This is a genomic window from Pseudomonas caricapapayae (genome assembly GCF_001400735.1).
GTDB classification, from domain to species: Bacteria; Pseudomonadota; Gammaproteobacteria; order Pseudomonadales; family Pseudomonadaceae; genus Aquipseudomonas; species Aquipseudomonas caricapapayae.
This window is the reverse complement of sequence record NZ_LJPW01000003.1, coordinates 39,735-64,636: the sequence shown is the minus strand read 5'-3', so window position 1 is coordinate 64,636 and position 24,902 is coordinate 39,735. Positions and strand designations below refer to the sequence as shown.

Annotated in this window: 23 protein-coding genes; 15 read left to right on the top strand and 8 right to left on the bottom strand. The window is 58.1% G+C overall.

Going from position 1 to position 24,902, the window contains the following annotated elements:
- Positions 1-57 precede the first annotated feature (57 nt).
- The gene (locus ALO80_RS00360; RefSeq protein WP_055007506.1) at positions 58-411 is read right to left on the bottom strand and encodes a lipoprotein; all 354 of its coding nucleotides are present in this window, start codon (positions 409-411) and stop codon (positions 58-60) included.
- 172 nt (positions 412-583) lie between these two features.
- On the opposite strand from ALO80_RS00360, the gene ALO80_RS00355 reads away from it, so the two are divergent.
- Both ALO80_RS00355 and ALO80_RS31815 read left to right on the top strand, forming a co-directional pair.
- On the top strand, positions 584-1,057 hold the full coding sequence (locus ALO80_RS00355; protein WP_055007505.1) for a CesT family type III secretion system chaperone: 474 nt from the start codon (positions 584-586) through the stop codon (positions 1,055-1,057).
- 15 nt (positions 1,058-1,072) lie between these two features.
- Positions 1,073-1,582, top strand: a complete 510-nt coding sequence (locus ALO80_RS31815) for a type III effector (RefSeq protein WP_235812426.1) — start codon at positions 1,073-1,075, stop codon at positions 1,580-1,582.
- Here ALO80_RS31815 and ALO80_RS00350 read toward each other — a convergent pair.
- Together ALO80_RS00350 and ALO80_RS00345 are read right to left on the bottom strand one after the other, a co-directional pair.
- On the bottom strand, positions 1,551-3,404 hold the full coding sequence (locus ALO80_RS00350; RefSeq protein WP_055007504.1) for an Lnb N-terminal periplasmic domain-containing protein: 1,854 nt from the start codon (positions 3,402-3,404) through the stop codon (positions 1,551-1,553). The genes ALO80_RS31815 and ALO80_RS00350 overlap by 32 nt on opposite strands.
- Positions 3,405-3,476: 72 nt before the next feature.
- Positions 3,477-3,965, bottom strand: coding sequence for a DUF3015 domain-containing protein (locus ALO80_RS00345; RefSeq protein WP_007252444.1), 489 nt, complete (start codon positions 3,963-3,965; stop codon positions 3,477-3,479).
- Positions 3,966-4,241: 276 nt separating this feature from the next.
- Here ALO80_RS00345 and ALO80_RS00340 point away from each other — a divergent pair, with 276 nt between their 5' ends.
- The 5 genes from ALO80_RS00340 (at position 4,242) to ALO80_RS00320 (ending at position 9,000) form a co-directional block, all read left to right on the top strand.
- On the top strand, positions 4,242-6,677 hold the full coding sequence (locus tag ALO80_RS00340; protein WP_054984815.1) for a Lon protease family protein: 2,436 nt from the start codon (positions 4,242-4,244) through the stop codon (positions 6,675-6,677).
- A 184-nt stretch (positions 6,678-6,861) separates the two neighbouring features.
- Positions 6,862-7,191: a PA4575 family protein gene (locus ALO80_RS00335; protein ID WP_054984816.1), complete on the top strand. Its 330-nt coding sequence runs from the start codon at positions 6,862-6,864 to the stop codon at positions 7,189-7,191.
- Between the two features lie 133 nt (positions 7,192-7,324).
- Positions 7,325-7,813 carry a TIGR00645 family protein gene (locus ALO80_RS00330; RefSeq protein WP_054984817.1) on the top strand — a complete coding sequence of 163 codons (489 nt, stop codon included), beginning with the start codon at positions 7,325-7,327 and terminating at the stop codon, positions 7,811-7,813.
- A gap of 107 nt (positions 7,814-7,920) precedes the next feature.
- The gene (locus ALO80_RS00325; RefSeq protein WP_054984818.1) at positions 7,921-8,229 is read left to right on the top strand and encodes a DUF6482 family protein; all 309 of its coding nucleotides are present in this window, start codon (positions 7,921-7,923) and stop codon (positions 8,227-8,229) included.
- 153 nt (positions 8,230-8,382) lie between these two features.
- Positions 8,383-9,000: an FKBP-type peptidyl-prolyl cis-trans isomerase gene (locus ALO80_RS00320; protein WP_055007503.1), complete on the top strand. Its 618-nt coding sequence runs from the start codon at positions 8,383-8,385 to the stop codon at positions 8,998-9,000.
- A gap of 79 nt (positions 9,001-9,079) precedes the next feature.
- Here the strand turns inward: ALO80_RS00320 and ALO80_RS00315 are convergent, their stop codons facing one another.
- Both ALO80_RS00315 and ALO80_RS00310 read right to left on the bottom strand, forming a co-directional pair.
- Positions 9,080-9,322: a PA4570 family protein gene (locus ALO80_RS00315; protein WP_002555214.1), complete on the bottom strand. Its 243-nt coding sequence runs from the start codon at positions 9,320-9,322 to the stop codon at positions 9,080-9,082.
- 256 nt (positions 9,323-9,578) lie between these two features.
- Positions 9,579-11,162 (bottom strand): peptide chain release factor 3, encoded by a 1,584-nt coding sequence (locus tag ALO80_RS00310; protein ID WP_055007502.1) that lies wholly within the window; start codon positions 11,160-11,162, stop codon positions 9,579-9,581.
- A gap of 386 nt (positions 11,163-11,548) precedes the next feature.
- Between ALO80_RS00310 and ALO80_RS00305 the strand changes: the two genes are divergently transcribed.
- The 8 genes from ALO80_RS00305 (at position 11,549) to ALO80_RS00270 (ending at position 21,866) form a co-directional block, all read left to right on the top strand.
- Positions 11,549-12,220 (top strand): ABC transporter permease, encoded by a 672-nt coding sequence (locus ALO80_RS00305; RefSeq protein WP_174518935.1) that lies wholly within the window; start codon positions 11,549-11,551, stop codon positions 12,218-12,220.
- Positions 12,221-12,234: 14 nt separating this feature from the next.
- The gene (locus tag ALO80_RS00300) at positions 12,235-13,128 is read left to right on the top strand and encodes a glycine betaine ABC transporter substrate-binding protein (protein ID WP_055007500.1); all 894 of its coding nucleotides are present in this window, start codon (positions 12,235-12,237) and stop codon (positions 13,126-13,128) included.
- 13 nt (positions 13,129-13,141) lie between these two features.
- Positions 13,142-13,795: an ABC transporter permease gene (locus tag ALO80_RS00295; protein ID WP_055007499.1), complete on the top strand. Its 654-nt coding sequence runs from the start codon at positions 13,142-13,144 to the stop codon at positions 13,793-13,795.
- Positions 13,792-14,958 (top strand): osmoprotectant ABC transporter ATP-binding protein OsmV, encoded by a 1,167-nt coding sequence (locus ALO80_RS00290; RefSeq protein WP_055007498.1) that lies wholly within the window; start codon positions 13,792-13,794, stop codon positions 14,956-14,958. The genes ALO80_RS00295 and ALO80_RS00290 overlap by 4 nt, the downstream gene beginning before the upstream one ends.
- A gap of 594 nt (positions 14,959-15,552) precedes the next feature.
- Positions 15,553-16,716 (top strand): type III PLP-dependent enzyme, encoded by a 1,164-nt coding sequence (locus ALO80_RS00285; RefSeq protein WP_054988431.1) that lies wholly within the window; start codon positions 15,553-15,555, stop codon positions 16,714-16,716.
- 266 nt (positions 16,717-16,982) lie between these two features.
- A complete protein-coding gene (locus ALO80_RS00280) occupies positions 16,983-18,176 on the top strand; it encodes an alpha-xenorhabdolysin family binary toxin subunit A (protein WP_122302024.1) in 1,194 nt (397 codons plus the stop codon).
- Between the two features lie 35 nt (positions 18,177-18,211).
- Positions 18,212-19,225, top strand: a complete 1,014-nt coding sequence (locus ALO80_RS00275; protein ID WP_055007496.1) for an alpha-xenorhabdolysin family binary toxin subunit B — start codon at positions 18,212-18,214, stop codon at positions 19,223-19,225.
- Positions 19,226-19,343: 118 nt separating this feature from the next.
- Complete coding sequence (locus ALO80_RS00270; protein WP_055007515.1) at positions 19,344-21,866, top strand: PepSY domain-containing protein; 2,523 nt, start codon at positions 19,344-19,346, stop codon at positions 21,864-21,866.
- Positions 21,867-22,036: 170 nt separating this feature from the next.
- On the opposite strand, the gene ALO80_RS00265 is transcribed toward ALO80_RS00270, so the two are convergent.
- Genes ALO80_RS00265 through ALO80_RS00255 form a run of 3 tightly spaced genes read right to left on the bottom strand, consistent with a single transcriptional unit; the run spans position 22,037 to position 24,901 of the window.
- On the bottom strand, positions 22,037-23,011 hold the full coding sequence (locus ALO80_RS00265; RefSeq protein ID WP_055007495.1) for a peptide ABC transporter ATP-binding protein: 975 nt from the start codon (positions 23,009-23,011) through the stop codon (positions 22,037-22,039).
- Positions 23,011-23,979, bottom strand: coding sequence for an ABC transporter ATP-binding protein (locus tag ALO80_RS00260; protein ID WP_055007494.1), 969 nt, complete (start codon positions 23,977-23,979; stop codon positions 23,011-23,013). The genes ALO80_RS00265 and ALO80_RS00260 overlap by 1 nt, the downstream gene beginning before the upstream one ends.
- A gap of 10 nt (positions 23,980-23,989) precedes the next feature.
- On the bottom strand, positions 23,990-24,901 hold the full coding sequence (locus ALO80_RS00255; RefSeq protein WP_002555194.1) for an ABC transporter permease subunit: 912 nt from the start codon (positions 24,899-24,901) through the stop codon (positions 23,990-23,992).
- Position 24,902 lies beyond the last annotated feature (1 nt).

The window sequence follows — 24,902 nt, the reverse complement described above, 5'->3', positions numbered from 1 at the left end:
TAGGCTTTAGGCCACAAGAGGACATCATTGGTTTCGTCGGATTGCGCAAGCGTCTGATCAGTTCGGACGATAGGCCTTGGCCGCGCTGCGGGTTTTTTCCTGCTCCCAGGCGCGATCGCGCTCATTGAAGACCTGGCCGGGATCGAGTCGGTCGCGGTTGTCCTGCGAGGCCTGGCACTGACGAAAGCCATCGGCCCAGCCCTGGGCGTAGAGTTTGTCCTTCAGGTAGCGGGGCACGTTCTTTCTGAACTGGCCGGTGCTGGCACCTGCTGCGTCCCGGCCACTGCTGCAGCCGTCCTGATAACCGTCCGCAAAGCCCGGTGGATAACCCTCGGCCAGCATCTGCTCACGGGTGGACTGACAACCTGCCAGCACGATGGCCAGCGACAACAACAGCCAATACCGCTTCATGGTGATTCCCTCTACTTATGAGAGGAGTCTAGAAGGTAATTTGTGAGTTATTTGTAAAACCGATGTAGGGAGTGTGTGATGCCACAATAGTGGCGTTATCGACATGGCCACCCGGAACCCCGGCGCGTCCTGCGCCACTCAGTGACAGGACTCACTGCAAGGAACCTATGCCATGATCGCGTTCGCAACCGGACTGCTTGAACACAGCCTGAAACGGCTTGGATATGACGCTGCAGATTTGCAATCTCTTCGGGATGAAGGGTATTTGCTATGGCACGGAAAAAACGATCACACCAGCCTGCTGGTGCCCGCTGCTGGCGGGGATGCGCTTTTTGTCATCAGCACCTTGAGCTACATCGACCCTGAACAGGATGGCCGGCTACTGGCGCTTGCGTTGCATCTGAATTTGTCGCCAGCGCATACCCTGGGGGCCAGTATTGCGCTGGATATCGAGCAAAACACACTGTGCCTGCGTTACACACACGACCTCACCGGGCACGGGACAGACAATTTATCCCGCGCGCTTGAAATCACTCAGGCACTCGCCGAGCAGATCCAGCAGGTCATCGAAACCTTCCGAAGCGAATTCGGACGTCCCCGAATGCCCGCCCACGCAGCCCGCCGGCCAGATCCAGTGGCGCTTTAAACAGGAGAAGTCAGCGTGAAAGAGACAGACGCTGGAATTCAAGCTTATGCTCTGTTTGCCCCTGCGACGGGAAGCTCGTCGATGGGGGTGTTAAGGACCATTGCTCGGCACCTGACGGGATGCTGTGCGCCCGGCAAGGCCACGCTTTGTTCGGCAATAGCTGTTTCGCACGCAACCTCGCAGAGCGATGGTTCTATAGCCGCCAGCACGTATTCCTTACCGATTGATCACCGTCAGCCAGCGCTGACACGGCTGAATAACGCGCTGTTCAATCAGGCCTTGGCGCTGGACCTGGAGCGTTTCGACGAAGGCGCGCCGGCGGACGAAATGTTCAGCCGTCCACTGACATTCAATTGCGCCCATCCGCTACTGGCCTGTTCGATGGACGACGAGCAACTGGCGGTGCGAACCATGGAAAAAGGCCTTAAACGACTGGCGGAGAGTCCTGCGCAGTGCTTTGCGCGATGCAACGCAGTGTCTTTACCCGCTCGACTCAATAGTGATACCACTTCACTTCAAGCATGACCTCATTCTGCGGCGAGCTCATCTGGCTGAACTCGCGCTGGGCGCTCAGGCGCAGGCCGAGGTTGCGGGATAGCTCCCATTGCTGATTGAGGCTGATACTGCGGCGTACCTCGCCGTTGGTGAAGTAATCGCCCTTGGCTTCCAGGCTCAGGTTACCCAGCGGGTTGCGCCAGAGCACGCCGGTATTGAAGCCAGCTGCAGGGGAGATAAACTCGGCGAAATCGTTGTTGTGTTCGATCCGTACGGTGCCCAACGCAAAACCGAGCACTTCGTCGGCCAATTGCCATGTTCCGCCGCCGCCACCATTGACGTGGCTGACGAGGTTTTCGTCGCCGTGCTTGCCGAGCACTCGCTCCAGGCCGCCAGTGACCTGCCAGGACCAGGGTTTGAGCAGCTCGGTGCGCGGTGTCAGGGAACGGATGGTGGCCAGATCCAGTTGCTGCACTTGCCATTCATTGCCCTCGTATTGGCGCACCTTGAGCTGCAGAATCTCGATTTGTGCACCCAGCGGAAAACCATAGGCATTGTCGTTGAGGTCGTGATAGGCCATGCGCAGCCCGTATTCGGCAAACGCCTTGTCACCCCGTGTGCCGGCCCCCAATTGCCAGGTACGTGATTCATGACCTTCTTCCGGCAGGCCGGGGCGCGGGATGTCCAGTTGTGGTGGCGGGTTCTGATTGATCGCCTGCAGCAGCTCGAAACTGCGTTGCGAGCGCTGTGTGTCGCGTTCAAGCCCATTGGCTCGGTAGCGCTCCAGGCGATAGGCCGCGTCTTGAATCAATGCGCGACGTTCTTTCGGCTGGGCGAGGTACTGGCTGTCCTGCAACTGTTTCTGATCGGCACTGACTTTCAATACCCATTGTTGCTCATCGGCATCGAGGGGCGCGGCGCGGCTCAGCAGTTCCCGCTCGCGGGACGGGCGATAGTCGATCTTCTCCACCAGTCCTGCGGCCTTGATCGCCTTGACCGTATCGGTCGGAATCGCGGTCAGACCGAACTGCTCGGTAAGATTCAGTCCCGGACGGGCGACCTGCAGCAATTCCAGCAGGCGGTATGAGCAGTTTTCGTCAAAGAAAAAATAGCTGAAGCGGATCTGTTTCAGTTCCCAGACATGTTCGACCATACGCCCGGTTTCTTCCGGGGTCAGGTTCAACCGGTATTCCCACAGGTCACGGTTTTCCAGGCTGCGGTATTCCGACAGTTTTTCCTGATAGGGCACCAGCGCAAACAATCCTGGATAACCGCCCGCCAAGCCTTTCCAGGCATACAGAATGCTGTTGTCCATCCCCTCGATGTAGGCACCGAAGTTGATTGCATAGCTCAGTAACGTGGTGTTGTTGGTTTTCGCGCTGGCCGGGTCGATGCGCAGCAACGTATGACCAAACATCGAGGAGGGGCTGTTGAGGTACGCGGCCGGGAAGATCAGCACGGTGCTGTCCGGGGCCACATCCTTGTACCAGTCCTTGAACTCCTTGCAGTCCGGCGTCGGCAGGCCGGTCAGTTGCAGTTGGTCGCGCAGCCAGCGGGTACGGGCCGGGTACACGCACTGAGCGTGGGTCTGTTCGTTGGTGACGGGAGCATAAATGGCATCAAGTGTTGCGCTCAGTTCCGCCTTCGGGTCGTGGGCACCGTTGGCAGAAAGAAAGAATTTCGGGTCTGTCACATAGCTGCGCCAACCACCGAGCTTGCCTGCCTCGTAGTGACCCAGTGAAATCCAGAATGGCTCGTTGGCCAATTGCTGCAAACGGTCAGCGGTGGCATGGGGTGCCGCAGACAAGGGGGCACAGACAAACAGCGCCAGCGATACAAGACGTTTGAGCATAGAGGGCAACTAGTCAGGAGAAGTCAGGAAAGGTGGTCCCGCCCTTTGCGATGAAAGGGCGGGCGAACGACTTTAAGCCTGGGTAGCGTACTTGGCCAGCGTCGGATCGTTTTTCAGCACGTTGACAGTGTTGGTGTGAACGTCTTCAGCGGTGGCGTCGGCCTTGCTGAAGATTTGCGAGAAGTGCTCGTGAGTGACCGCAGCGAAGTGCTGGCGATCTTCTGGTGCAACACCCAGTACTACCGCGTAGGTGGTCAGTGCTTCACCCTGACCCATGGCCATGTCCTTGGAAAGTTCATCCATCATGCCGTTCATGGCAAGCCAGGATTTACCGCCGTAGGTCAGTGCGCTGTTGGTCGAACAGCCGTTGGTGCCGGAGGTCATGCCGAACGTGGCATTGCCCGAAGTGCCGTTGGTGGTTGATGCCAGGAAGTGAGCTGGTGTACCGCGCTGGCCTTCAAACAGCATGTTGCCCCAACCGCAGTCAGGACCGCCTGGGGCTTGAGCCATAGCGTTGATGGATACAGCGGCGAAGAGCGTTCCAAGAAGAATCCGTTTCATAGCTTTTTCTCTTTTTAATTCAGCCAAGGGTCGAGTTTCTTGAGTAGTCACATCAAGACAGGCGGCTAACCAGCAACCACCTGTGCAATTTGGAGCTTAGGCGGGTTCGAAGGGTTCCGTGAGCTATTACAGATTATTGCCGGAAATAGATTTTTTTCGTGCAGCAAGCGCTGGCTTTGTGGCTGTAACCGCCTTTGGCTTCTTTCCTGCCTTGCAAGTCTTGTACGGCGAGCGCCAGAATGCCGACATCTGCCCCGCCTGATGTAAGGATTACTGATGCCCGATTCCGTCGCAGCCAACCTACGCCTGGCGCCACATGCGCTGACCCGTCCGTTTTCCGCTGAGCAGTTCAGCTTTGCGACCACTCACGAGCTCGAACCCTTTCGCGGTGTCCTTGGCCAGGAGCGTGCCGTAGAAGCCCTGCAGTTCGGCGTTGCCATGCCGCGCCCCGGTTACAACGTATTTGTCATGGGCGAACCCGGCACTGGCCGCTTTTCGTTCGTCAAGCGCTACCTCAAGGCCGAAGGCAAGCGGATGCAGACGCCTTCGGACTGGGTTTACGTCAATAATTTCGATGAGCCCCGCGAACCGAAGGCTCTGGAGCTGTCACCGGGCACTGCTCATGAGTTCACGGCCGACATCGGCGGTCTGATCGACAACTTGCTGGTGACCTTTCCGGCGGTTTTCGAACATCCGTCCTATCAGCAGAAAAAAAGCTCGATCGACCGCGCTTTCAATCAGCGCTATGACCGTGCACTGGATGTGATCGAGCGCCTGTCGCTGGAGAAGAACATCGCGCTGTATCGCGACAGCTCGAACATTGCCTTCACCCCGATGGCCGATGGCAAGGCGCTGGACGAGGCCGAGTTTTCGCAGCTGCCCGAGGCGGATCGCGAGCGTTTTCACGAAGACATTTCCGCCCTCGAAGAGCGCCTGAACGAAGAACTGGCCAGCCTGCCGCAGTGGAAGCGCGAATCCAACAATCAACTGCGTCAGTTGAACGAAGAAACCATCACGCTGACCCTGCAACCATTGCTGGCACCGCTCTCGGAAAAATACGCCGAGAACGCGGCAGTCTGCGCCTACCTGCAAGCCATGCAGGTGTACCTGCTCAAGACGCTGGTCGAGCAACTGGTCGATGACGCCAAGACCGACGCGCAGGCACGCAAGCTGCTGGAAGAGCAGTACAGCCCGAGCCTGGTGGTCGGTCACAACCGCGACGGCGGCGCACCGGTGGTTTTCGAGCAGCATCCTACGTACGACAACCTGTTCGGACGTATCGAATACAGTACCGATCAGGGTGCCCTGTACACCACCTATCGCCAGTTGCGGCCCGGTGCGCTGCATCGCGCCAATGGTGGCTTCCTGATTCTTGAAGCGGAGAAAATGCTGGGTGAGCCGTTTGTCTGGGACGCACTCAAGCGCACCCTGCAATCGCGCAAGCTGAAGATGGAATCGCCGCTGGGCGAGCTGGGTCGCGTCGCCACCGTGAGTCTTACACCGCAGGTGATTCCGTGGAACGTCAAGATCATCATTATCGGTTCGCGTTCGCTGTATTACACCTTGCAAGACCTGGATCCTGACTTTCAGGAGATGTTCCGGGTTCTGGTCGATTTCGACGAAGAAATTCCGATGGTCGACGAGACCCTCGAGCAGTTCGCTCAGTTGCTGAAGACCCGCACCTCGGAAGAGGGCATGGCGCCTCTCACCGCCGATGCGGTCGCGCGACTGGCGACCTACAGCGCCCGACTGGCGGAACACCAGGGGCGTTTGTCGGCGCGCATCGGTGACCTGTTCCAGCTGGTCAGCGAGGCAGACTTCATCCGCCAGCTGGCCAACGACGACAAGACCGACGCCGGGCATATCGAGCGTGCGCTCAAGGCCAAGGCCACCCGTACCGGGCGGGTCTCGGCGCGTATTCTTGATGACATGATGGCTGGCGTGATCCTGATCGACACTGACGGTGCGGCGGTCGGCAAGTGCAATGGCCTGACGGTTCTGGAGGTGGGCGATTCGGCCTTTGGCGTGCCAGCACGCATTTCCGCCACCGTTTATCCGGGCGGTAGCGGAATCGTCGACATCGAACGCGAGGTCAATCTTGGTCAGCCGATTCACTCCAAGGGCGTGATGATTCTCACCGGCTACCTCGGCAGCCGCTACGCCCAGGAATTCCCTCTGGCAATATCCGCGAGTATCGCGCTTGAGCAGTCCTACGGTTACGTGGATGGCGACAGCGCCTCGCTGGGCGAGGCCTGCACGCTGATTTCAGCGTTGTCACGTACGCCGCTCAAGCAGTGCTTCGCGATTACCGGTTCCATCAATCAGTTCGGTGAAGTGCAGGCGGTGGGCGGGGTCAACGAGAAGATCGAAGGTTTCTTCCGTCTCTGTGAGGCACGTGGCCTGACCGGCGAGCAGGGTGCAATCATTCCGCATGCCAACGTCACTACGTTGATGCTGGACGAGCGTGTGGTGCAGGCTGTGCGTGACGGGCAATTCCATATCTACGCGGTGCGTCAGGCCGACGAAGCCTTGAGCCTGCTGGTGGGCGAGCCGGCCGGTGCGCCTGACGAGAATGGTGAGTTTCCGGAAGGCAGCGTGAATGCGCGCGTGGTGGAGCGCTTGCGCGACATTGCGGAAATGCTCAGCGACGAAGACCTCAAAGAAGAGCTGGAGAAGGAGCCGGCGCAGTTGCAGCCTGAGCTGAAGGTCTGACAACAGCGCTGTCCGGGCGGTATTGATGCTGCTCGGGTTGCGCTTGTCAGGGCTCCGTTCATCAGGGACATATTCGCTCGGGGCACACTTCTTCTAACCTTGATCATGACCGCAGTGACCAATGGGATTGGCGCGCATCCTGCTTTGCGAGCAGGATAATACTCTTGCCGATCAGGAGCGCATCATGCAGCGTAGCCTTTGCCTTACCCGAGAATGCATGGGACTGATGACCCGCATCGAATGTGTCATTCGACCCCTTCCCCATGATGGCGGACAATGGATGGTGCTTTTCGCCGCAGGCATGGCCGATGAGCAGCCTTCCGCGATCAAGTCCCAAGGGCCTTTCAAGGGGCTGCCGGCAGCGCAGGCGGTATTGACGAGCATTCTGGAGAGCCTGTCGTTGCATGGTTACCAGTGCGCCGATGATGTGCCGATCTGGACTTTGCACGTTCAAGCCGAGCTGCGACGTATCAACAGCGATATGCTGGTGTGTGAACGCTCATCGCCTTTCTAGCCGGCCTCGGTTGCGCAATCGCGTTACGCGACAGTGCATGCCTGCTGGCTGTGCGATATTTTGTCGCATCTCCAGAGCCGCGCGTTACCGCTGATATACTCGCCCGCTCCTTCAAAACACCTTGCGAGTATCAATGGAACGTTTTTTTGAAAATGCCATGTACGCATCGCGCTGGCTGCTGGCGCCGATCTATTTCGGTCTTTCTCTCGGGCTGCTGGCGCTGTGCCTGAAATTCTTTCAGGAAATCTTTCACGTCATCCCGAACATTTTCTCTCTGGCTGAAGCTGACCTGATCCTGGTGTTGCTGTCGCTGATCGACATGGCGCTGGTGGGTGGCCTGCTGGTGATGGTGATGATTTCCGGCTACGAGAATTTCGTATCGCAGTTGGACATCGATGAAGACAAGGAAAAGCTGAACTGGCTGGGGACGATGGATTCGTCCTCGCTGAAGATGAAAGTTGCGGCGTCCATCGTGGCAATTTCTTCGATCCACTTGCTGCGGGTGTTCATGGACGCCACCAACATCAAGACTGAGTACCTGATGTGGTACGTGATTATCCACATGACGTTCGTGATATCCGCGTTTGCGATGGGCTATCTGGACAAGCTGACCAAGCACTGAGGCGATGAAGGATAAAAGGGGCGGGCGGTTTCGTGTCTGGCATGTCGCCTCCGTGTGTTGTAAAACGTCCGTTCCGATGCATTAGACGTTGCGCAGGAGAGTCGACCATGAATTACCAGGAGTTTACCGATCACGCCCGGGCCGGTCGGGTCGATGAGCTGAACCTGATCTCCATCGAAGGCGGCATCTACCTGCTGGATGTGCGTATGAACGGCACCTCGGTGATGCTCAAGGACCCGGCAGGCAAGACGCTGCATCTTCGCTCGGTGGAGCATGCCCGGGAGTTGCTGAAGGACATGCCGGTGGTGCCGTTCTATCTGGTGCATTGCGTGGTGCATGACGAGCTGTGCGGCATGCCGGTGAACGATCGCTCCGAGATGCGTATGCCGATCTCCTTTCATTCATCGTGGTCCTGACCGTCAGGGGCAAATCGCTACTGCGGTAGGGGCCGTGAGGGCAACTGTGCTAGGCTGCTTGCCCTTTTGGTTCGGGGCGCATCAGGGTGTAGCGTGATTGCCGTTCAGGTTTTACGCGATTATCGACTGCGCGCCCCTCTGCGGAGCAGTGTCATGTCCGAAGTCAATCTGTCCACCGACGAAACCCGCGTCAGCTACGGCATTGGCCGTCAGTTGGGCGACCAGTTGCGCGACAACCCGCCACCGGGCGTCAACCTGGAAGCCATCGTGGCAGGTCTGCGCGATGCGTTTGGTGGCCAGCCGAGCCGTGTGGGTCAGGAAGAAATGTCCGCCAGCTTTAAGGTCATCCGTGAAATCATGCAGGCCGAAACCGCCGCCAAGGCTGAACAGGCTGCCGGGGCTGGCAAGGCCTACCTGGCTGAGAACGCCAAGCGCGAAGGCGTGACCACGCTGGCTTCGGGTCTGCAATTTGAAGTCCTGACTGCTGGTAATGGTGCCAAGCCAGGCCGTGAAGATCAGGTGCGTGTTCATTACCACGGCACTTTGATCGACGGTAATGTGTTTGACAGCTCCTACGATCGTGGCGAGCCGGCCGAGTTTCCGGTCAGCGGCGTGATCGCTGGCTGGACCGAGGCGCTGCAACTGATGAACGCTGGCAGCAAATGGCGTCTGCACGTACCGAGCGAGCTGGCTTATGGCGCTCAGGGCGTTGGCAGCATCGCACCGCACAGCGTGCTGGTGTTCGACGTGGAACTGCTGGACGTTCTGTAATCGACGTGTTCGATACAGAAAAACGCTGAACGAATCACGCTGATTCGTTCAGCGGCGGGGTTGTGCTGACGCTTCATGCTCAGTGCAACTCACCCATCGGGCGCAACGCCCGTGCATAGCAGAACAGAAACAGGTTTCTCACCAGCTCCTTGAGCACCAGTGGCTCGCTTGAGCTCAGGCTGCACACGTCCAGATCGCCCTGATCGCGTAACTCCTCCAGTGCTTCCTCCTCCAGAACCGCACACACTTCGCCTGTCTCGCGATGGAGAATTCTCAGGTAAGGGTGGGGCCGGTCCAGCCATGCATCGATCAAATAGGTCATGTCTCATCTCCTGTCCAAGTAAGATGAGAATAATTCTTATCGGGATAATAGCAAGGCACTATTGAGATTAATTCTCATTTTGCGCCGAATGGTTGATCCAGGTCAGTGAATGTTCCGGGAGGATTGGACGCAGAGCGTCCAGAACGGCATGCGACGCAGAGCGTCGCACGATAGTCGCCGTTGAGATTATCGTTCCTCACGCTCCAGCGTGGGAATGCCGTTCCCGACGCTCTGCGTCGCACGATAGCCTGGATTATCAATGATGCTCGCGGGTGGCGCGGAATTTCACGTCTGGCCAGCGTTCTTCCATCAGCGCCAGGTTCACGCGGGTAGGGGCGAGGTAGGTCAGGTGACCGCCACCGTCTACTGCCAGGTTTTCCACGGCCTTGTTCTCAAACTCCTCAAGCTTCTTCTTGTCGGCGCAGTCGATCCAGCGGGCGGACCAGACAGTGATCGGCTCGTAAGCGCATTCGACCTTGTATTCTTCCTTCAAACGGCTGGCGACCACATCGAACTGCAGCACACCGACGGCACCGAGAATGATGTCGTTGCTGCGCTGCGGGAAGAACACCTGTGTGGCGCCTTCTTCGGCCAGTTGCTGCAGGCCCTGACGCAATTGCTTGGATTTGAGCGGATCCTTCAGGCGCACGCGGCGAAACAGCTCCGGGGCGAAGTGCGGAATACCGGTGAAACCCAGTGCTTCGCCTTCGGTGAAGGTATCGCCAATCTGGATGGTGCCGTGGTTGTGCAGGCCGATGATGTCACCGGCATAGGCTTCTTCCAGTTGCTCGCGTTCCGATGAGAAGAACGTCAGCGCGTCGCCGATCCGCACATCCTTGCCCAGGCGCACATGGCGCATTTTCATGCCCTTGTCGTAACGTCCCGAGCAGATCCGCATGAAGGCGATACGGTCGCGGTGCTTGGGGTCCATGTTCGCCTGGATCTTGAACACGAAACCGCTGAATTTCTCTTCGGCTGGCTCGACGGTCCGCTCGTTAGCCACACGTGCCAGCGGCTTGGGAGCCCAGTTCACTACGGCATCGAGTACATGGTCGACGCCGAAGTTGCCCAGCGCAGTGCCGAAGAACACCGGGGTCAATTGGCCGTCGATGAACTCCTGCTGGTTGAACTCGTGGCAGGCGCCCTGTACCAGCTCCAGTTGCTCGACGAAACGATCGTACTCGTCGCCCAGGTGGGCGCGGGCTTCGTCCGAATCGAGCTTTTCGATGATTCTGGTTTCGGTACGCTCGTGGCCGTGACCTGCGGTATAGACAATGATGTAGTCGTCGGCCAGGTGATACACACCCTTGAAATCCCGGTAGCAGCCAATCGGCCAGGTGATCGGAGCAGCCTTGATCTTGAGCACCGCTTCGATTTCATCGAGCAGCTCGATCGGGTCGCGGATGTCGCGGTCGAGCTTGTTGATGAAGCTGACGATGGGCGTGTCGCGCAGACGGCAGACATCCATCAGCGCAATGGTGCGCGGCTCGACGCCCTTACCGCCGTCGAGGACCATCAAGGCCGAGTCGACAGCCGTCAGGGTACGGTAGGTGTCTTCGGAGAAGTCTTCGTGCCCCGGCGTGTCGAGCAGGTTGATCATGTGATCGCGATACGGAAACTGCATCACGGATGTGGTGATGGAAATACCGCGCTGCTTCTCCATTTCCATCCAGTCGGATGTAGCGTGACGGTCGGACTTGCGCGACTTGACCGTACCGGCGACGGAAATGGCCTTGCCCATCAGCAGGAGTTTTTCCGTGATAGTGGTTTTACCCGCATCCGGGTGGGAAATGATGGCGAAAGTGCGGCGTTTCGCGACTTCGGCGGCCTGTTGGGTCATGGGAAATCGCCTGGTACGGGATTGAAAAAGGGCGCAGATTATAGCTCAACTCGCGGCAATAACCGAACCGTTCAGACAATAAACGATGGCCAGATAATGTCTCGTGTGGGAACCTTTCAGGTCGTGGAGACGTCCACTCCCCCGTCAAGGCTCGCAACGAAGCCAACGCACGGGGCTGATTCATCAGCATGTTGGCTTGACGAAGCTGCGCTTATGGCTTGTGTTTTCGCCGAGGTTAAACCCTTACCGGCGACCCACCCGCTGCTCTTCGCGAACGTTATTGCCGACGTCTTTTCCGGACGTCCAGGTCAACGCGTTCGCCGACTGAAATAAGGAGTCCGCCTGTGGCAAATCGCTATGGCAAGGGGCTATTGGGAGGTGCGGTTATGATCGCACTCCTGGCCCTGCTGATCCACTGGATCGGCATCAGTACTATCAAGCAATACCAGGATGACCTGTTGTTCTACCTTCAGGCCCACCTGATTCTGGTTCTGGTTTCAATGTTGGCGGCCCTGGTGGTCGGTATTCCTGCGGGCATTGCCCTCAGCCGACCGAGTATGGTTGGCCGTGCCGAACGCTTCATGCAGATATTCAACATTGGCAACACCGTTCCTCCTCTCGCCGTTCTGGCCATTGCCCTCGGGATTCTCGGGATTGGCAGCGGGCCTGCGATCTTCGCGCTGTTCCTCGCCTCTTTGTTGCCTATCGTGCGTAACACCTATGAAGGCTTGAAAAACGTTCAGGGTTCACTCAAGGAAGCTGCCGTCGGCATTGGCATGACTCCGCGCCAGGTGCTGTGGCGTGTCGAGTTGCCCAACGCCGTGCCGATCATTGTCGGTGGTGTGCGTGTCGCGCTGGCGATCAATGTCGGGACGGCGCCGCTGGCGTTTCTCATCGGTGCCAACAGCCTCGGCAGCCTGATTTTCCCCGGCATCGCGTTGAACAATCAGCCGCAACTGGTGCTGGGTGCGGCGTGTACCGCTCTGCTTGCGCTGCTGCTCGATGGGTTGGTGACACTGGCCAGCCGTCTCTGGCTGGAACGCGGTCTGGCTCGTTGAGCGAAGGAATTAACATGAAAAGAATATGCTTGTTTTTAGGCTTTGCCTTGTTGCTTCCGGCATTTGCCCAGGCCGCGGAAAAGCCACTGCTACGCGTCGGCGCACGGGTGTTCACCGAACAGACCATGCTGGCCGAACTGACTGCGCAATACCTGCGGACCAAGAACTACGACGTACAGATCACAGGCGGTCTCGGCAGTAACCTGGCGCGCAGCGCACAGGAAAGCGGTCAACTGGATCTGCTGTGGGAATACACCGGTGTGTCGCTGGTTGCCTATAACCACATCGATGAGAAACTCGACAGCGCACAGACTTATGCGCGTGTTAAAGAAGTCGATGCGAAGAAAGGTCTGGTCTGGCTTGCGCCGTCAAAATTCAACAACACCTACGCGCTGGCACTGCCGCAAAAAGTGGCTGACAAGTACCCGCAGGTCAATACCATGACCGACCTGACCAAAGTGCTCAAGGACGAAGCCAAAGAGGGTCATGTCGTAGCGCTGGACACCGAGTTTGCCAACCGTTCCGACGGCCTGATCGGCATGGTCAAGCACTACGACATGAATCTCGGTCGTGAAAACACCCGGCAGATGGACGCCGGGCTGGTCTATACCGCGTTGCGTAACGGTCAGGTGTTTGCCGGTCTGGTGTACACCACCGACGGTCGTCTCAACGCGTTCAAGCTGAAGGTGCTGGAAGACGACAAGCACTACTTCCCGGACTACACCGCGGCGCCGGTGATCCGTCAGGAGTACCTGGACAAGCATCCGGACATCGCCACGCTGCTCAAGCCGCTGGCTGATCTGCTGGACAACCAGACCATGATCGACCTTAACGCTCGCGTCGACGTCGGCCATGAAAGCCCCTCCACGGTTGCCGCAGATTTTCTGCGTCAGCATCCATTGAACTAAGGAAGGAGACGATATGAGTTTCTTGAGCGCCTTCTCCCATCTGGACTGGGCTCAGGTCGTGCAACTGACCTGGCAGCACATCACGCTGGTCGGCATTGCCGTGACCCTGGCGATTCTTGTCGGCGTGCCGTTGGGCGTCCTGATGACGCGTTTCCCGGCACTGGCTGGCCCATTGCAAGCCAGCGCCACGGTGTTGTTGACCGTGCCGTCCATTGCGCTGTTCGGCCTGTTGTTGCCGTTCTACTCCAAATTTGGTCAGGGCCTTGGCCCGATGCCGGCCATCACAGCGGTGTTCCTCTATTCGCTGCTGCCGATCATGCGCAATACCTACCTGGCGCTGACCGGCGTCGAGCCGGGCATTCGCGAAGCCGCCAAGGGCATCGGCATGACCTTCGGCCAGCGCCTGCGCATGGTTGAACTGCCCATCGCGGTGCCCGTGATCCTCGCCGGTGTGCGCACCGCCGTGGTGATGAATATCGGTGTCATGACCATCGCCGCGACCATCGGTGCCGGTGGTCTGGGTGTACTCATTCTTGCTTCAATCAGCCGCAGCGATATGTCGATGCTGATCGTCGGCGCGCTACTGGTCAGTATTCTGGCCATCATCGCCGACCTTCTCCTGCAATGGCTGCAACGTACGCTGACTCCAAAAGGATTACTGAAATGATCGAACTCCAGAACCTCTCCAAGACTTTCCAGAGCAACGGCAAAGAAGTGAAGGCTGTCGATTCGGTCAGTCTCACGGTCAATGAAGGCGAGATCTGCGTCTTCCTCGGCCCGTCGGGCTGCGGCAAGAGCACCACGCTGAAAATGATCAATCGCCTGATCATGCCGACCTCCGGCAAGGTGCTGATCAACGGCGAAGACACCACTGATCTGGACGAAGTGACCCTGCGTCGCAACATCGGTTATGTGATTCAGCAGATTGGTCTGTTCCCGAACATGACCATCGAAGAAAACATTGTGGTCGTGCCCAAGCTGCTTGGCTGGGACAAACAGCGCTGCCATGACCGTGCCCGCGAACTGATGAGCATGATCAAACTGGAGCCCAAGCAGTACCTGCATCGCTACCCGCGTGAACTGTCCGGTGGTCAGCAACAGCGAATCGGTGTGATCCGCGCCCTTGCGGCTGACGCGCCGTTGCTGCTGATGGACGAGCCGTTCGGTGCAGTCGACCCGATCAACCGCGAGATGATCCAGAACGAGTTCTTCGAAATGCAGCGGGCGCTGAACAAGACCGTGATCATGGTCAGCCACGACATCGACGAAGCCATCAAGCTGGGCGACAAGATTGCGATTTTCCGTGGCGGCAAGCTGCTGCAGATCGATCATCCGGACACCTTGCTGGCGCACCCGGCGGACGACTTCGTCAGCAGCTTCGTTGGCCAGGACAGCACGCTCAAACGCCTGCTGCTGGTCAAGGCCGAGGATGCTGCCGACAACGCGCCGTCGGTCAGCCCGGAAACCCCGGTCGCCGATGCGTTGGACGTGATGGACGAAAACGACCGTCGCTACATCGTCGTTACCGACAGCGAGAACAAGGCGATGGGCTATGTGCGTCGTCGTGACCTGCACCGTCAGCAGGGCACATGCGCCCAGTTCCTGCGCGAGTTCAACGGCACGGCAGCGTACGACGAGCACTTGCGCATCCTGCTGTCGCGCATGTACGAGTTCAACCGCTCGTGGCTGCCGGTACTGGATGCCGAAAATGTGTTCCTGGGTGAAGTGACGCAAGAGTCCATTGCGGCTTATCTGAGCTCGGGTCGCTCGCGCGGGATGAAGACCAGTATTGTCTCGCCAGCGGACGTTGCAGCCGAAGCACAGGCATAAGCCTGGCAAGATCAGCCTGGTGCCGCAGCGGCATCGGGCTGATCGTGTTTTACATGCCGTTTCACCGTAAACAGATCATGCATCTGGCTCGACCCCCCCCCCGGATATCCGCAACCCCTCTTTTGATCCTTCCGTGCAGGCCGCGCTTCAGATAGTGCGTAGCCACAGTTATTTGATCACCGTTTTCAGCCGCTCTCCTGCCAAAGTTCAGGGTTGATCTTCCTGTCTCAAAGCTGCCGGATTGGCCAGCCCCTTTCAGTCGCTTATTACCCTGTGGGGAACATCTGCCTGTCATGCAGGTCGGTTAAACAGGTCCTTGGGAAGGCAACTCAAGAGCCCTGTGCAAAAACGCGACATTTTTTGTTGATATCCGGCCCCTCAGGTCCTAAAGTTCGCGCCGAACGTCCATGCTGGAAACGATCCATCCGGCTCAAGTACTGACGACGAGACAGCAAGGCCAGGAAGGCAGCCCCTTCAGGGCCTTTTTGCTTTCGGCGACATGCCTTGGGAAGTAGGCGAACCAAAGTGGGGATACGGAGGGCGTTCATTTGTACCCATTGACCAATACCGTTTGCCAATAGGAGTTCCAGCAGCATGCCGATCAATGTCGAAGACTACTACTCAGCCGAAACCTTCAAGAAAATGAAGGCCTTCGCTGACAAGCAAGAAACCCCGTTCGTGGTCATTGATACTGACATCATCAGCAAGGCATATGACGACCTGCGTGCGGGCTTCGAATTTGCCAAGGTCTACTACGCGGTCAAGGCCAACCCTGCCGTTGAAGTCATCAATCTGCTCAAGGAAAAGGGTTCGAGCTTCGACATCGCGTCGATCTACGAGCTGGACAAGGTCATGGGCTGCGGCGTTGGCCCTGAGCGCATCAGTTACGGCAACACCATCAAGAAGTCCAAAGACATCCGCTACTTCTACGAGAAGGGCGTGCGTCTGTTTGCAACCGATTCCGAAGCCGACTTGCGCAACATTGCCAAGGCCGCACCGGGTGCCAAAGTCTATGTGCGCATTCTGACCGAAGGGTCGACCACTGCCGACTGGCCACTGTCGCGCAAATTCGGCTGCCAGACCGATATGGCAATGGACCTGCTGATCCTTGCCCGCGATCTGGGCCTGGTGCCTTACGGCATCTCGTTCCACGTGGGTTCGCAGCAGCGCGACATCAGTGTCTGGGACGCTGCCATCGCCAAGGTCAAAGTGATCTTCGAGCGTCTCAAGGAAGAAGACGGCATCGTTCTCAAGCTCATCAATATGGGTGGCGGCTTCCCGGCCAACTACATCACCCGTACCAACAGCCTGGAAACCTATGCCGAAGAGATTATCCGCTTCCTGAAGGAAGACTTCGGTGATGACCTGCCGGAAATCATTCTGGAGCCGGGCCGCTCGCTGATCTCCAACGCCGGTATTCTGGTCAGTGAAGTCGTGCTGGTCGCGCGCAAGTCGCGCACGGCGGTCGAGCGCTGGGTCTACACCGACGTGGGCAAGTTCTCCGGTCTGATCGAAACCATGGACGAAGCCATCAAGTTTCCGATCTGGACAGAGAAAAAGGGCGAAATGGAAGAAGTGGTCATTGCCGGCCCGACCTGCGACAGCGCCGACATCATGTACGAAAACTACAAGTACGGTCTGCCACTCAATCTGGCCATCGGTGACCGCATGTACTGGTTGTCGACCGGTGCCTACACCACCAGCTACAGCGCAGTGGAATTCAACGGCTTCCCACCGCTGAAGTCGTTCTACCTGTAAAATTCCTGAGTCAAAAAAAGCCCACGAAAGTGGGTTTTTTTTGTCCCGAATATTTATATAAATCTCCCGGTATTGAAGCGTGCAGCAAGCAGTAATGCTGCTGTTAACGTTCTCCTCCGGGATGTCATTGTGTGCCGTTTATTCCTACGGGCACCGTCCGCTCTACTCGCTGTTTAAAGTCGATACCCTCTGTTAATTTTCAGGGCTCCTGAAGCGCCCGTTTATAACGTTCGTACTGCAGGAACCCGATAATAAGGAAGTTAATCATGGCAACGACCGCGTTACAACTTACAGATGGCAAAGAGCATACCGTTGAGGATGTCAGCCGTGTCAGCAAGGATTTAATGGATGCCCTGACCCGTCAGGGAGCAGATGTTGTACGTGCACCGGGCTTGATTACCAATGATGATGTTCGCCGTATCAGGCGCTATGTCAATACGGGTCTGGAACTGCCCACCACACTGGAAGAAGTCAGTCAGTTGACAGGAGGGCAGGATAACGGCATTCCCGGCCTTGGAGCAGCAGCGATTGCCGAGTTGTACGTTGCTATTCAGGCTCATGCAAGAAGCTGGTCGGAGGTGGAAACCGCGATGCAGAAGGTCGGTAGCGACCTGTATGTCTTTTCGGGCAACCTGATTACTATCGCAACAAATGTTGTGGATTTCATCAAGGGCCTTGAGTCCTACCAGACCCTGCAAGTGGGTGACTTGTCCCCGTCACAGATCGATGAGATGCCGCCGGTCGCACTGATGGACCAGGACAGCAGAAAGCTGCCTGGGCTGCTGTCACTGGTCGATGAACTCAAGGTGTACATCAAGGAGCACAGCGCTAGCACTACGCGCACCAGAGTCGGGGTGACCGACTTCAAGCGTCGCCTTCAGGAAAATATAGCGCCTGGCGTGGCGCTGAAAATAAGGCTCGCCGGCTCTGTCAGCGGTGACGAGGAGATTGCCCGGCTCGTCGCCGACGTTGATCAACTCAACAGACGCATCAATCAGAAGCTCGCCGAATACGAAGAGTATTCCGAATACAAGTGGATCGGTTTCTGGTGGGGACCTGTAGGCGGGGCTGTTTCCCTGTCTATTTTTGGTCCCAAAGCGTCGATGGCACTCGCTGAAAAAGATCATTTGATCGGGGAGAAACGTCAGATAGAGCAGAAGATAAAACAATTCAATGCGCTGTTGAGCGATTTGCTGGCGTTCGAAACCAGCCTCCAGGATTTGAAAGCCAGAGTGTCGGGTGCTGCCAGCGGTGTCAGCAATATAGAAAGCCTGTGGGTGTTGCTGGAAGAACTGGTCGACTCGTCTTACGATCGCATCAAAAATACCAATAACGCTTTGTACCTGGTGAGTTTTGTTTCCCGCTTTCAAACACTCATGAGCAACTGGAAAGAGATTCAGGTCCAGGCGTTCGATCTGCTGACAGCTTTTAATAATGTTCTCGATGAACCGGTTGTCTGAGCGTCACCTAACTTATATTTAAAGAGAAACCTGTTATGAATGTTCATGTATTGGGTACGCCCTTTCAATTGCCCACACCTGATATGGAAGTCATTGTTTCCAGTCGTGAAGAACTGAGGCGCAAAGCCGATGCGCTCGGCGGTATCTATTTGCCCGTGATGAAAGAGACTTTACGCAGCCTGATCAGTGAGCTGGGTCATGTCGACAAGGAAGTACTGGATACGCTGACGCTTGTTCCGCATATGTACAACAGTGCAGAGATGCTGCCTTTTCTTGAGGCCGTCGAGAATCTGAGGGGCCAGGCCGAAGACGCAAAAAGCAGCGCCGCGATTGCTGATTTCAATGAAGAGGTCAGCCAACTGCTGAATGCCCGTACGGCCTCTTTGACCATCCAGGCCAAGGCGCTGGATAAGGCGCTCATCAACCTGGACGCGGTGCAGGTCGATGGTGTAGATCATCTGGTGCCTGCCCTTGACCAGGAAATAGCGGTGTTGGAGGTCAGGCTTGCAAAGGAGCGTGCGCCCTTGGAGGAGGCACTGCAACAGGCCGCGGTGGTCAACGCTCTGATTACGGATGTCGAGAGCCTGAGTCTTTTCGACAAACTGAAACCGCTGGTCGCTTCACTGGAGCGGCTTGCTGACGTCGATCCCGAAAATCCCTTGATCGGGTCTATCAAGGCGGGTATCGCGGGAGTGTCCAATATCCTGGATCTATTGGATGCTGCGGTTGGCTATGATCATTTGACTGCTTTGAGGGAAAGGTTGCAGACGCAGCTGACAGGCCTGCAGCAAAAGGTCGATGCGGCTCGCACAACGCTGGAAGTCGAAGTGAGCAAACGCGAGCAACTCGCGGGCCTCGCTTCTGTTGAGGCCTGCAAGATCAATTACGTTCGCGAGATGAGTAAGTTGCTTGAGGCGTTGAGGCATGTTTTGCGCAACAGCCGCCTGCCCGATACCGAGGAGATCGAGAAACGTGTCGAGCATTTCACCCGCCAGGCGGATGCACTGAATAATTACCTTGTCGACCTGCGTAGAAGCTGGCGGAGTTGATAAGCAAGCAGTGCACCTCTTGCCATGCCATGACGACAAAGACACGTTACAGATGGACACGCTATAGCCGTCAGTGCATTAATTGCGCCGCGCAATATGAGTGAGAGTGGCGAGCGTGTTGAAGAAAGTCCTGTTTCAGTTGCACTGGTTCTTCGGGATCACGGCAGGTCTGGTGCTGACCCTCATGGGGATAACCGGTGCGCTGTATTCGTTCGAGGACGAAATTCTCGATGCACTGAATCCGAATGTGCTGTTGGTCGAGTCGCGTGGTGCCACGCTGCCCCCCGTTGAACTGGTGCGCAGGCTGGAGGCCGAGACCGGCCTGACGGTCGCCATCCTGCGTGTCGAAACCACCGGCAACCGTGTCGCTCAGGTATTTTTCACGCCCAAGGCAGGTGAGCGTCGAGGCCCCAAACGCAATTTCGACCCGTACACGGGTGAGCTGAAAGGCAATGCTGTGGGGGAGGGTTTTTTCGACTTTGTCCTGAAGCTGCACCGTTATCTGGCCATGGGCGAGGCGGGCAAGCAGGTCACGGCGGCCTGTACGCTGATTCTGGTGTTCTTTTGCCTGTCCGGGCTCTATCTTCGCTGGCCTCGCGCAGCGCGAAACTGGCGAGTCTGGCTGACCGTCGACTGGGCGAAGAAAGGCCGCAGTTTCAACTGGGACCTGCATTCGATCTTCGGTACCTGGTGCCTGTTGTTCTACCTGTTGTTCGCCATCACGGGGCTCACGTGGTCCTATGACTGGGTGAGCAACGGTCTGAGCAGACTCATCGGGGATTCGCCGCTTGAAGAAGGCATCGCTGCGCCAGCCAAGGCTGCTGGAAGACTGCCGCTGGTGGTCGATTACGTGGCGGTCTGGGACAGTATCCAGAAGGCCGCAGGACCGGAGTTGCGGTCTTACAACCTGCGCCTGCCCGCTACTGGCGGTCAACCTGCCACCGTGTTTTACCTGCTCAAGGATTCTCCGCATCCGCGTGCATTGAACACCATCATCCTCGATCCGGCCAATGGTCAGGTCAGTTCGGTCGTACGCTATGCCGAGCGCAGTTTCGGCGCGCAATTGCTGGCCAGCAATTACGCGCTGCATGTCGGTAGTTACTTCGGGCTCGCCGGTCGAATCATCATGACTGGCGCATCGTTGCTGATGCCGCTGTTCTTTATTACTGGCTGGTTGCTGTACCTGGATCGACGTCGCAAGAAGCGTGAGATCGAGCGTGCACGCGGCGAGGTTCAGGGTGATGACCACGACGATGATGCATCCTGGCTCATCTGTTTCGCCAGTCAAAGCGGTTTCGCCGAACAATTGGCCTGGCAGACCGCCGGCCAGTTGCAGGCTTCGGGATTGTCGGTACGCGTGAAGCGGCTGGGCGATCTGAGGGAAGAAGAACTATGCCGAAGCCGCAATGCCTTGTTCGTTGTCAGTACTTTTGGTGACGGGGAGGCGCCGGACAGTGCCCGACGTTTCGAGCGTAAGCTGCTGGGTAGTCCGCTGTCACTGAACCAGCTCGATTATGCCGTTCTGGCGCTGGGCGATCGGCAGTACCCGCATTTTTGCGGCTTTGCCCATCGGTTGCATGACTGGTTGAGCGAGCAGGGCGGGCGCAGCCTGTTCCCGCCCGTTGAGGTGGACAGCGCCGATCCCGCAGCCCTGCAACACTGGCAACAGCAATTGGGGCAGTTGACCGGTTCCGTGCTGGCAGCGCACTGGCAGGCTCCGGTTTTCGAGAACTGGACGCTGACTCGGCGCGTGCTATTGAACGCTGGCAGCAGTGGCTCGATGGTCTACCTGCTGGATCTGACGCCACCAACCTCTGCGCACTGGCAGGCGGGGGATCTGGTCGAGGTGATGCCGCGCCACACGCTGCGGGTCATCGAGCCGTTTCTCGCCGGGCTGGGTGTCGATCCGGACGCATTGGTCAGCGTGGATGGCTTGCAGGAGCCGCTCGCGCAAGCGCTGGAAAGCCGTCAGTTACCGCAGAGCCGTTCGCATCTGGTGGGGCTGCATGCGCAGGCGTTGGTCGACGCGCTGGTGTCGGTCTCCGTTCGCGAATACTCGATTGCCTCGATTCCAGAGGACGGCTGTCTGCAGCTCATCGTGCGCCAGGAAGTGCATGCCGACGGCAGCCTTGGGCTTTGCTCGGGGTGGCTTACCGAACATTGTGCCGTTGGCGGTGCCGTCAGCCTGCGCTTACGTCGCAACAGCAGCTTTCACCTGCCTGCCGAGCCGGTCCCGTTGATTTTGCTGGGCAATGGCACGGGGCTGGCCGGTTTGCGCAGCTTGCTCAAGGCGCGTATCGCTCAAGGGCAGGTGCGCAACTGGTTGTTGTTCGGCGAACGTAACCGCGCGCAGGATTTTCATTGCGGCACTGAACTGCAGGGCTGGCTGGCGTCTGGCCATCTGGCGCGCCTGGATCTGGTTTTTTCCCGGGATCAGGTAGAAAAAATCTACGTGCAGGATCGCTTGCGTGAGGCCGCCGATGAACTGCGTATGTGGATTGAGGACGGTGCAGCGATTTACATCTGCGGGAGCTTGCTGGGTATGGCGACGGGCGTGGATCAGGTGTTGAACGAGGTGCTGGGGGAACGGGCAGTCAGCGAATTGATCGAGGAAGGGCGTTATCGGCGGGACGTGTATTAAGCATCGCACGACAGTTGAGATTATCGTTCCTCACGCTCCAGCGTGGGAATGCCCTGGGTGACGCTCCGCGTCACAAATCTGCGCCGCACCGCACACTCAAAATCGGACGCGGAGCGTCCAGAACTGCGTGCCCACGCTCGAGCGTGGGCACGATAGTCTTTAGCCTGTAGCTACGCCGCTACGAATTGCTCGGCGTAATGGCAAGCCACCTGGCGGTTATTCACCAGACGCAGCTCCGGCACTTCGGCTGCACAGCGTTCGGTCGCGTAAGGGCAGCGCTTGTGAAAGGCACAGCCGCTTGGCGGATTGAGCGGATTGGGCAGCTCGCCGACGATCTTGATCTTCGGTTTGAGCGGATCCGGGTGGATGGTCGGGGTCGCCGACAGCAGCGCCTGGGTGTAGGGGTGCAGTGGGCGGTTGTAGATCTCTTCCTTGGGCCCCATTTCTGCCGGCCGGCCCAGATACATCACCAACACCGTATCAGCGACATGACGCACCACCGACAGGTTGTGAGAAATGAACACATAAGCGGTGTTGAATTCCTGCTGCAAATCCATGAACAGGTTCAGCACCTGCGCCTGAATCGACACGTCCAGTGCGGAAGTGGGTTCATCCGCTACCAGCACTTTCGGCTGCAGCATCATCGCTCGGGCCAGCGCGATACGCTGACGCTGGCCACCGGAAAACATGTGCGGGTAGCGTTGATAGTGCTCAGGGCGCAAACCGACCTGGGCCATCATTGCCTGCACTTTTTCACGGCGTTCGGCGGCCGACAGGCTGGTATTGATCAGCAGCGGCTCGCCGAGCTGATCACCGACTTTCTGCCTTGGGTTGAGCGAGGCGTAAGGACTCTGAAAGACCATCTGCACGTCTTTGCGCAATTGCTTGCGCTCGGACTTGCTGGCACCGGCAACTTCCTGGCCTGCGATTTTCAGCGAACCGGATGAAGGCTCTTCAATCAGCGTCAGCGCACGGGCCAGTGTCGACTTGCCACAGCCGGACTCACCGACCACAGCCAGGGTCTTGCCGGCTTCGAGTTCGAAGGACACGCCATTGAGCGCGCGCACCAGCGCTGTGCCTTTGAACAGGCCGCGGGAAACTTCGTAGTGACGGGTAAGGTCGCGGGCGGTAAGTACGACGCTCATTACGCGACCTCCTGGTTCAAGGGATAGAAGCAGCGCGCCAGACTATGCGCCTTGGAATCGAGGGCAGGGCGCTCGGTTCGGCAGTTGTCGCGCACATACGGGCAGCGCGGCGACAGCAGGCAGCCCTGTGGACGATCATAGCGCCCCGGAACCATGCCCGGCAGGGTGGCAAGGCGTTCGGCACCCATGCTGTGCTCCGGAATGGCGGCCAGCAAGGCTTCGCTGTACGGGTGAGCAGGGACCTCGAACAAGCCGGGCACCTGACCCACTTCGACGGCCTGGCCCGCGTACATCACGCAGACGCGCTGTGCAGTTTCAGCGACCACAGCGAGATCGTGAGTGATCAGCACCAGTGCCATGTTCTGCTCTTTCTGCAGGCTCAGCAGCAGTTCCATGATCTGCGCCTGAATGGTCACATCCAGCGCGGTGGTTGGTTCGTCGGCGATCAGCAGTTTTGGTTCGCCGGCAATTGCCATGGCAATTGCCACACGCTGGCTCATGCCGCCCGACAGTTGATGCGGGTAGGCATTCAGGCGCGCCGCGGCGCCAGGGATTTCGACCTTTTCCAGCAGTTCCAGTGCACGCTGGCGTGCAGCCTTGCCCGACATATTGAGGTGCTGGCGCAGCACTTCCTCGATCTGGAAGCCCACGGTATAGCTGGGGTTCAGAGCGGTCATCGGGTCCTGAAAGACCATGGCCAGGTCCTTGCCGATGATGCGGCGGCGCTGCCGGGCGTTGAGCTTGAGCAGGTCATTGCCGTCAAAATTGAGCGCATCGGCGGTGATGATGCCGGGGGAATCGATCAGCCCCATCAGCGCCATCATGGTCACGGATTTACCGGAGCCCGATTCGCCGACAATGGCCAGTACTTCACCCTTGTCGACGCTCAGGGACAGGCCGTCCACAACAGGTACGGCCTTGGTGTCGCCGAAGCGGACGTTGAGATTCTTGATTTCAAGAAGTGACATGCGAATCTCCTCAGGCGGCGTTCTTGAGTTTCGGGTCCAGCGCATCGCGCAGCCCGTCGCCCATCAGGTTGATTGCCAGCACGCTGAGCAAAATGGTCAGACCGGGCAGGCTGACGACCCACCAGGCACGTTCGATGTAGTCGCGCGCCGAGGCGAGCATGGTGCCCCACTCAGGCGTCGGCGGCTGTACGCCAAGGCCCAGGAAGCCCAGCGCAGCGGCGTCGAGAATGGCCGACGAAAAGCTCAGCGTTGCCTGAACGATCAGCGGTGCCATGCAGTTGGGCAGTACGGTGATGAACATCAGGCGCGGCAGGGTGGCACCGGCCAGACGCGCAGCCGTCACGTAGTCGCGGTTCAGTTCGCCCATTACCGCAGCACGGGTCAGACGAACATAGGAAGGCAGCGACACGATGGCGATGGCGATCACGGTGTTGATCAGGCCTGGGCCGAGGATCGCCACGATGGCCACAGCCAGCAGCAGCGAAGGCAGGGCCAGCATGATGTCCATCAGGCGCATCACCGAAGGGCCGAGCACGCGAGGAAAGAAGCCAGCCAGCAGGCCCAGCAGAATGCCGGGGATCAGCGACATGACCACCGAGGCCAGACCGATCAGCAGCGACAGGCGCGAACCCTGGATCAGACGTGACAGCAGATCGCGGCCCAGTTCGTCGGTGCCGAGGATGAACTGCCATTGACCGCCTTCGAGCCACACCGGAGGCGTCAGCAGGAAGTCGCGGTATTGCTCGCTCGGGTCATGGGGTGCAACCCAGGGCGCGAACAAGGCGCAGAACACGATCAGGATCATGAACAGCAGGCCGGCAACCGCGCCTTTGTTTTTCGAGAACGCTTGCCAGAATTCTTTGTACGGGGATGGGTAAAGCAGGCTTTGATCGACTGCTACCGCAGGAGTAGGGGTGCTCATA